At 73.0% G+C, this 2,535-nt stretch carries 3 protein-coding genes; all 3 read left to right on the top strand.

Annotated features, from left to right (window positions below; genetic code table 11):
* On the top strand, window positions 1-1,060 hold a 1,060-nt coding region (locus FV223_RS25065; protein ID WP_147729498.1), incomplete at its 5' end, for a spore photoproduct lyase family protein.
* Between the two features lie 44 nt (window positions 1,061-1,104).
* A complete protein-coding gene (locus FV223_RS25060; RefSeq protein ID WP_147729497.1) occupies window positions 1,105-1,674 on the top strand; it encodes a 2'-5' RNA ligase family protein in 570 nt (189 codons plus the stop codon).
* 52 nt (window positions 1,675-1,726) lie between these two features.
* Window positions 1,727-2,535 (top strand): phosphatase PAP2 family protein (locus FV223_RS32615; RefSeq protein ID WP_147729496.1); only part of this gene is annotated, 809 nt, incomplete at its 3' end.

The following is a 2,535-nucleotide window of genomic DNA, read 5'->3' as shown; positions in this document are numbered from 1 at the left end:
TCGCGCGCTCGGCCTCGTCGAGCGGGAGGTCGGAGCCCGGGTACCAGCCCTGGAGCACGCGCACGGCCGGGCGATGCTCGCCCGCGCGGAAGCGCTCGGGCTCACGGTCGAGCGCCTGACGGCCAACCGCCTCACCGGCCTGCGCCAGGCCGACCCGCGCCGGGCCTACATCGAGGCGAAGGCGACGCTCGCCCTCGTCGTGGCACCGCCGACCAAGCTCCGGCTCCAGCCGATCCCGCCCTCGGCCGACTGGCGCTTCGACCTCGCCGAGGGCTGCCCGGCCCATTGCCAGTACTGCTACCTCGCCGGCTCCCTGTCGGGGCCGCCGGTGACGCGGGCCTACGCCAACCTCGACGCGATCCTGGCCAATCTCGGCGCCTATCTCGGCCAGGGCGCGGTGACCTCGGCGCAGGCCGAGCGGGCGCAGGAAGGCACCACCTTCGAGGCCTCGTGCTACACCGATCCGCTGGGCATCGAGCACCTCACCGGCTCGCTCTCGGCGGCGATCCGGCATTTCGGTGCCTGGGAGGCGCCGGTGCAGCTGCGCTTCACCACCAAGTTCGCCGCGGTCGAGCCGCTGCTCGACCTGCCGCACAACCGCCGCACCCGCATCCGGTTCTCGGTCAACGCCCGCACCGCGACGCGCTACGAGGGCGGCACCGCGAGCCTCGACGCGCGGCTCCAGGCGATGCGGGCCGTGGCGCTGGCGGGCTATCCCGTCGGGCTCACGATCGCGCCGATCCTGCCGGTGCCGGATTGGGAGGCCGGCTATGCCGGGCTGATCCGCGAGGCCGCCGCGGCGCTCGCCGACGTGCCCGACCTCGACCTCACCGCCGAGCTGATCACCCACCGCTTCACCCCGGGCTCGAAGCAGGTGCTCCAGGGCTGGTACCCGGGCTCCGACCTCCCGCTCGACGAGGCCGAGCGCGCGAAGAAGCTCACCAAGTTCGGCTCGGTGAAGTACGTCTTCCCCAAGGAGCTGATGCGGTCGATGCGCGACACGCTGTTTGCCGCGCTCGCCCGCGACCTGCCCGCGGCGCGGATCCTCTACTGGACCTGATCGCGCGCCGCGCCATCTCCGTCCGGCCGCGACAGGAAGCCCGCATGCCAGAGACGCCGACGCAAGATGCGCTGAAGCAAGAGGAGCCGGGACAGGACGCCCGGCAGGCGCCCCTGATCCTGACGCTCGAGTTCGACGCGGACACGTTCGCGCGGTTCGACGGCCTGCGGCGGCGGCACTTCCCGAAGGCGCTCAACCGCATCCCGGCCCACGCCACGCTGTTCCACAACCTGCCCGGCGCCGCCGAGGCGGGCGTGCGCGAGACGATCGCGCTGCTCGCGCGCACCGTGCCGCCGCCCGAGGTTGCGGTGACGGGGCTGCGCTTCACCGGCCGCGGCGTGGCCTACGTCCTCGATTCCGAGCCGCTCTCCGCCTTCCGCGCGCGCCTCGCCAAGACCTTCGACGCCCACCTCACCGCCCAGGACAAGCAGGGCTGGCGCCCGCACGTCACCGTGCAGAACAAGGTCGACCCCGACACCGCCCGCGCGCTCCACGCCGCCCTCGCCGACGACTTCGCGCCGTTCCGCTTCACCGCGCCGGCCACCCGCCTGTGGCGCTACCTCGGCGGTCCCTGGGCCGAGCGGGCGCGCTTCGCCTTCGGCGAGAACGCGTGATGGTCTCGATGAATCCTCCCCACGGCGCCCGCGATCGATCGGGCACGGCGCGATGAGCCCCCCCGCCCCGCTGCGGCGCATCCCGTTCCTGTCCCACGCCACCTCCGTCTGGCTCCGGCTGCGCCTCAACGAGGTCGGGCCGTTGCTGGCGCTGATCTGCGTCAGCGGGCTCGGCTACGCCTTCTTCGCCCTGGCGCACGAGGTCGGCGAGGGCTCGACCGAGGCGCTCGACCGCAAGATCCTGCTCGCCCTGCGCAACCCGGCCGACCTGTCCGATCCGATCGGGCCGCGCTGGCTCGAGGAGACGATGCGCGACATCACCGGGCTCGGCAGCGTCTTCACCATCGTGTTCCTGACGGCGTCGGTCGCGGCCTACCTCGCCCTGTCCGGCAAGCGCCGGGTCGGCCTGTTCGTGATCGGCGCGGTCGGCGGCGGCGAGCTGGTCTCGACGGTGCTGAAGCTGTTCTACCATCGCCCGCGGCCGGACCTGGTGCCGCACGGCATGGACGTGTTCACGGCGAGCTTCCCGAGCGGCCACGCGATGATGTCGGCGATCGCCTACCTGACCCTGGCGACGCTGCTCGCGCGGATCGACCGCTACCGCCGCGTCAAGGCGCTGGTGCTGGCGCTCGGCGTCACCATGACCCTCCTCGTCGGGATCAGCCGGATCTACCTCGGCGTCCACTGGCCGAGCGACGTGCTGGCCGGCTGGTGCATCGGCGCCGCCTGGGCGGCCCTGTGCTGGTTCGTCGCGCTCCAGCTCCAGCGCCTTGACGCGGCGGTAGCGGTCGATCCGCGCGAGCAGCGTCGCCAGGGTCAGGTAGGCGATCGCCGACATCATCGCGTGGCCGCTCGGGAAGC

The organism is Methylobacterium sp. WL116, assembly GCF_008039455.1.
Lineage (GTDB): Bacteria > Pseudomonadota > Alphaproteobacteria > Rhizobiales > Beijerinckiaceae > Methylobacterium.
The sequence above is the reverse complement of the archived record's forward strand: the minus strand, read 5'-3'. Positions and strand labels throughout refer to the sequence as shown.

Bases quoted from the DNA above. Each gene is read 5' to 3' on its own strand.
- FV223_RS25060 (WP_147729497.1), top strand. From the start codon at position 1,105: ATGCCAGAGACGCCGACGCAAGATGCGCTGAAGCAAGAGGAGCCGGGA.